We start from the raw sequence: 6165 nt of genomic DNA, 5'->3' as shown, positions 1-6165 counted from the left end.
AGGCTTTACAAGAAACTTTTCAACTACTTTTAACGCCAGATTTGAGAAATTATCAACAATGTTTAATCATCAGCCCAGTTTAAGGGTTGAGCCTAGAAATAATGCTATATATCCAATGATAACAAGTATATTGTCGATAGTTTATAAGCTAACAACTATTGTGGGGGAAATCACAATAAAATTGATAAAGTAAACCCAATAACCAAAACATGAGTCTTCCGAACAGCAATGTTCAGGAAACCAGCCACGGATGAAAACGATAAAACATAAGTAAAATGGAATTGCTACCGATAGAAATTATCAAAATAAATCAAAAAAAAATAGATGAAATTGACAACATCATAAAATCAATTTACAGACTAATTATATACAGCCGACATCACCTTGACGATGACCTTTTAGACATCTATTTAGCAGGAATGCATAATCTTCAAGAACTTGTAGGTATTAAAAATGCTCAGATGGAAGCTCAAAACGAAGAAGAAGCAAAAGAGTACTTACTAAATTTAAAAGTATCGCTTGATTTTGTTATTGAAGAAATAATTTTACAAAATAATTTTGAAAAAGAAGTGCAATTATTTCAGCTTCTTCGTTTAGTTTCCCCCGAAACTAATGCAATTCATCCAAACCGATACAGACAAACTCTAGTACAAATAGGAGCCCATATTTGTCCTGAACCAAAAGTCGTTCCTCAATTAGTTTCTGAACTATTCTATAAAATTCAATCTATTTCAAATCCCATTATAAGGGCAATATACTTTCACCACGAGTTAATTCGAATTCACCCATTTGTGGACGGAAATGGAAGAGTAACAAGAATTGCAAAAAACTGGATGCTAATGTATGATTTGTATCCCCCAATATTTATAAATGATGCTCCACAAAAAAAAGATTATATCAATACTCTTGCGAATAGCTTTAAAAAACTCATGAACCACCCAAATACATGGAATGACTACACCGAGCAGTTTTTTGAACAAGAACTTGACCGCTTGTTAGTCAATGCTACTTTACTTTATGATAGCATCAATCTTATAGGAATAAATAGAGAACAATCTCAATCAAAAATCTAAATAAACAAAAAAATAAAATGAAAATCACACTCAACTACTTTATAATTATTATTCTTTGTGCATATTCACAAATTATGTTAGGTCAATCAAAGTTAGATTCGATTTCAATAAATAAGGCAGATTCAACTTTATTAACGAAAGAATTCACTTCTATCGAAGAGGCACTAAAAAATCCAGAACTGGTTTACCGTTTAAATTTGAGCAATAAAAAGTTTATAATGCCAAATGAGAATTGGGCAAAATTTAAAAACCTACGATATTTAAGCCTTAAAAACGACCATTTAAAAGAAATTCCTAAGGAAATAACATTTTTACGAAATTTGAAAACACTTGATTTAAGTGGCAATGATTTTAAACTTCTCCCAAAATCATTCAGCAATTTAAAGAACTTAGAAGAACTCTTTTTGAATGATGAAAAGTATTTCAAAATACATAGTAGCCTAAAAACGCTCAGTCAATTACCAAATCTAAAAATCCTACATTTAGAAAAAGACCATTTAAAAAAAATACCTAAGAATATTAATAGCTTGACACATATTGAAATGTTGTACTTAAATAACAATGACTTTAATTCAATTCCACATGAAATAAAGGGATTAAAAAATTTAAAATACCTAGATCTTCATGATAACAGAATAGCTCCAAACAATTTCCAAAATCAAAACTATGGCATAAAAATAAATTTTTAATTTTAAGACAATAAATTTAAGAAACGATTGGCGATTAGCACTCCATATATCTAATAATCAAATATTTACACAAAAAACGTTACTTAAATTGTGTCCATTACTTAATAGTATATTAAAGAAATGAGCTCATTCAACATTGAAATTATTGAAACCGTAATAATATTAGGTGGCTATATCGGTTTGTATTTTATATTTAAAACAGTTATTAATAATTTTCTCAAAAGAACTCGATTAGAAAGGAGTAGAAGAAAAATGGCAATAAGATCTGTACAGCTATTTTCGACAATGACTGCTATTATCCTTCTAACGGGAGTGTGGGGTTTCAAACAAAATGAAATTGCATTATTTGCAAGTACAATCTTGACCGCTTTGGGTATAGCATTTTTCGCTCATTGGTCATTACTTTCAAATATCACTTCGAGTATTTTGATTTTCTTTAATCATCCTGTTAAGTTAGGTGACTTCATAAAAGTATTGCATAAAGACTATCAATACGAGGGAGAAGTTATTGAATTAAATTATTTTTTTGTGTACATAAAAACAGTAAATAATGCAATAATAACAATACCAAACTCTCATTTTTTTGATAAATCATTTTCTGTTTTCGACCCCAAAAGCGATAAATAAGAGCCTATTTAAATGAAAATATTAATCATATCAGTACTTACAATTTACCTTTCTATCTGCAATATTTTTGCATAAAAATTTGACCTTGGCAGGGGTGTTAATTTTTGCCCTCGTTGAAGTTATCTCCATAGCCGTCAGGCTATGATGAAAAATACCAACAAGAGCTGGAATTAAAGAAGATATATGAAAAATAAAATATTTGTTTTTTGGGGATTATTCATTTTTGTTGGATGCCAACAAAAATGTGAAATTTATAAATTAAATGTAGAGATTAAAGATAAAGATTATCTTAGATATACTGAATATTACGTAGTTGATAACCCTCCAGTAAGTCGAGATACTTTAATAAAATATATAGTGAATTATAATAATAAGACTTTATTATCAAAGCAAAAAGATATTAAGAAATATACTCGTTTTATACAAGTTTTTTATCAAGAAACTTTTGGAATAAATAGAAATTATAAACCAAGTTTTTTTTTCTTTGATATTGATGATATCAGAGAAAACTACAGTCATGAAGAAGACAGAATTTTAACACTAGTTCATAAGATGGAATATGATACTTGTTTGGCTTGTTCTAAAGCACCATATTTTATTGGAGAAGGGAAATATGACGGTACAGGGAAATTTTGATACAATACTTAAAAAGTAACTTTTTTCGCCCTCGTTGGAGTTATCTCCAACGAGACAAGCGTCAGCAACTCGCCAACTGAAAACACTACAAAACTTAATGTTATGAATCATCACTATATACAGTTTTTTACAGCTACAATTTTATGGTGGAGACCTTTACTCAAACCTGATAAGTATAAGCAAATTATCATTGATATCCTTAAATTCTTGGTTAAAAATCATCGAGTGAAAGTATATGGTTTTGTGATTATGCCAGATCATATTCACTTGGTCTGGAAAATCAATGAAAACTATTTACTGAAAGATGTACAAAGAGATTTTTTAAAATACACAGCTCAACAAATTAAATTTGATTTGATAAAGAATCATCCTGCTATTTTACCTCATTTTGAAGTAAACTTGAAGGATAGACAATACCAATTTTGGGAAAGAAATCCTTTGAGTGTCGATTTATATTCACGAAAAGTAATTGAACAAAAACTATCCTATATTCATGCTAATCCATTGAAAGGAAAATGGTTGTTAGCAAATAGCCCTGATAAGTATTGGTTTTCCTCATATCGTTTTTATGAAATGAATATAGATGAGTTTGGTTTCTTAACCCATTATCTTGAGGATTGTTAATTGGTAAGTTGCTGACGCAAGGCTTGTTGGTAAAAAATATCAACAAGGGCGGAGAATTGCTTATTGGCGAGTTGCTGACGCAAAGCTTGTTGGTGAAAATACCAACAAGGGCAAAAATCAGCAGTGATTGTGGGTAAAAGTTTTCTAATGACTTGTCCGCTATAACCTTTTGCTCCTTGTAAGAAATAATTATGAATCCTTTAAATGAACAGTAAGATATTAATGAATGGTCCTGATAAGAATATAATTTTTCCGCTTGGTAATTACGACAGGCTTTGTTTTTTAAAAAACATAATTAAAAACCCAAACATAATTGTTGGTGACTATACCTACTATGACGACTTTGAAAATGTTGAGAACTTTGAAAAGAACGTTAAATATCATTTTGACTTTGTTGGCGATAAATTAATAATTGGGAAATTTTGTATGATTGCTTCAGATGTTAAATTTATAATGAACGGTGCAAATCATTTAACAGATGCAATGACAACATACCCATTTGCAATTTTTGGACAAGGTTGGGAAAAAGCGATGGAAGGTAAGACTTATCCTCAAAAAGGTGACATTAATATTGGTAACGATGTTTGGGTTGGGTACAATGCAACAATAATGGCAGGTGTTACAATTGGAGACGGTGCTATTATTGCAACAAATTCAACGATAATAAAAGATGTAGAACCTTATTCAATTGTTGGCGGAAACCCAGCGAAGGAAATCAAAAAAAGGTTTTCAGATGAAAAAATTACTAAGCTTTTAGAACTTAAATGGTGGGATTGGGACATTCAAAAAATTACAAACAACGTTAACAATTTAACTGGCAATAATATTGATGATTTAGTTGATTAGGTAAAAACAAGTTATCCATTAGCGTTTTACTTTTTTATAAATCCTCAAAAAAGCTTAGCCTAAGTGCGTCATTGAACCAAACTTTAGCCAATTCCTAATTTTGATAAAATCCGAAAAAATAATAAAGCAATTAAAACAAAAAAACTCCCCACCAGAGTAAACCTGATGGGGAGTTTTTATTTTGAAAAGAATCAACTCTTAATAACGATAGTGTTCTGCCTTGAATGGGCCTTCTACGGTTACGCCGATATATTCTGCTTGTTCTGTTTCTAAAGTTTCTAACTTTACACCGATATGTGCTAAGTGTAAACGAGCTACTTTTTCATCCAAATGTTTAGGAAGGATGTATAGTTTTTTCTCGTATTTATCAGTGTTTGTCCATAATTCTAACTGAGCCAATGTTTGGTTACAGAAAGAGTTAGACATTACAAATGATGGGTGACCCATCGCACAACCTAAGTTTACTAAACGACCTTCAGCCAAAACGATTACGTCTTTACCGTCAATGTTATAAATATCTACTTGTGGTTTGATTTGCTCTTTTGTATTGCCATAAGCACTGTTCAACCAAGCCATGTCGATTTCGTTATCGAAGTGACCGATGTTACAAACGATAGCTTTATCTTTCATTGCTTTGAAATGACGCTCACGAATGATACGTAAGTTACCAGTAGCTGTAACAAAGATGTTGGCACGAGTAGCCGCTTCATCCATTGTTACTACTTCAAAACCGTCCATTGCTGCTTGTAAAGCACAAATTGGGTCGATTTCAGTAACTAATACTCGACATCCTGCACCACGTAAAGATTCAGCAGAACCTTTTCCTACGTCACCATAACCTGCTACAACCGCTACTTTACCAGCCAACATTAAGTCGGTAGCACGACGGATTGCATCTACTAAAGATTCTTTACAACCGTATTTGTTATCGAATTTAGATTTAGTAACAGAGTCGTTAACGTTGATAGCTGGTAAATATAAAGTACCGTTTTTCAAACGCTCGTACAAACGGTGAACGCCCGTAGTAGTTTCTTCTGATAAACCTTTAATGCCTTCAATCAATTCTGGATATTCATCGAATACCATGTTTGTTAAATCGCCACCATCATCCAAAATCATGTTCAAAGGCTGACGGTCTTCTCCGAAGAAAAGTGTTTGTTCAATACACCAGTTGAATTCTTCTTCGTTCATACCTTTCCAAGCATAAACGGGAATACCCGCAGCGGCAATAGCAGCAGCTGCGTGGTCTTGTGTAGAGAAAATATTACAAGATGACCAAGTAACATCAGCACCCAATGCAGTTAATGTTTCAATTAATACAGCCGTTTGGATAGTCATGTGCAAACATCCTGCGATTCTTGCACCTTTCAAAGGTTGAGCTTCACCATATTCTGCACGAAGTGCCATCAAACCTGGCATTTCTGCTTCGGCCAAACGTATTTCTTTACGACCCCATTCTGCCAAAGCGATGTCTTTTACTTTGTAAGGCACGTACTGTTGTGTTCCAGTTGACATTTATTTTTTATGTTTTAAATTTCAATTTTCTTAGAATAACACAAAATTAACATCTTTCTCCATGAATCTAAAAATGATTCAGAATAAGTTTTGCGATTTATCTGCTTATTCTGAAAAATTAGATAATATATCTTTTCAGCTCCAATATCAAGAAA

The 6165-nt window shown here is 31.8% G+C and carries 8 protein-coding genes; 7 read left to right on the top strand and 1 reads right to left on the bottom strand.

The window, feature by feature from the left end:
- The 7 genes from HNP25_RS21720 to HNP25_RS11675 form a co-directional block, all read left to right on the top strand.
- Positions 1-193: hypothetical protein (locus HNP25_RS21720; RefSeq protein WP_221432454.1), on the top strand; the 193-nt coding region annotated here is incomplete at its 5' end.
- Between the two features lie 82 nt (positions 194-275).
- Positions 276-1073 (top strand): Fic family protein, encoded by a 798-nt coding sequence (locus tag HNP25_RS11700; protein ID WP_184134338.1) that lies wholly within the window; start codon positions 276-278, stop codon positions 1071-1073.
- 17 nt (positions 1074-1090) lie between these two features.
- Positions 1091-1762 (top strand): leucine-rich repeat domain-containing protein, encoded by a 672-nt coding sequence (locus HNP25_RS11695; RefSeq protein ID WP_184134337.1) that lies wholly within the window; start codon positions 1091-1093, stop codon positions 1760-1762.
- A 285-nt stretch (positions 1763-2047) separates the two neighbouring features.
- The gene (locus tag HNP25_RS11690) at positions 2048-2389 is read left to right on the top strand and encodes a mechanosensitive ion channel domain-containing protein (RefSeq protein ID WP_221432453.1); all 342 of its coding nucleotides are present in this window, start codon (positions 2048-2050) and stop codon (positions 2387-2389) included.
- Positions 2390-2572: 183 nt separating this feature from the next.
- Positions 2573-3025 carry a hypothetical protein gene (locus HNP25_RS11685; protein ID WP_184134334.1) on the top strand — a complete coding sequence of 151 codons (453 nt, stop codon included), beginning with the start codon at positions 2573-2575 and terminating at the stop codon, positions 3023-3025.
- 102 nt (positions 3026-3127) lie between these two features.
- Positions 3128-3649 (top strand): transposase, encoded by a 522-nt coding sequence (locus HNP25_RS11680; protein WP_184134332.1) that lies wholly within the window; start codon positions 3128-3130, stop codon positions 3647-3649.
- Between the two features lie 222 nt (positions 3650-3871).
- Positions 3872-4495: a CatB-related O-acetyltransferase gene (locus HNP25_RS11675; RefSeq protein WP_184134347.1), complete on the top strand. Its 624-nt coding sequence runs from the start codon at positions 3872-3874 to the stop codon at positions 4493-4495.
- A gap of 198 nt (positions 4496-4693) precedes the next feature.
- Here the strand turns inward: HNP25_RS11675 and ahcY are convergent, their stop codons facing one another.
- Entirely contained in the window at positions 4694-6010 is a 1317-nt protein-coding gene (gene ahcY, locus HNP25_RS11670; RefSeq protein ID WP_184134330.1) for an adenosylhomocysteinase, read from the bottom strand.
- Positions 6011-6165 lie beyond the last annotated feature (155 nt).

The sequence above is a fragment of the Arcicella rosea genome (assembly GCF_014204325.1).
Classification (GTDB): Bacteria; Bacteroidota; Bacteroidia; order Cytophagales; family Spirosomataceae; genus Arcicella; species Arcicella rosea_A.
This window is presented reverse-complemented; position numbering and strand designations above follow the sequence as displayed.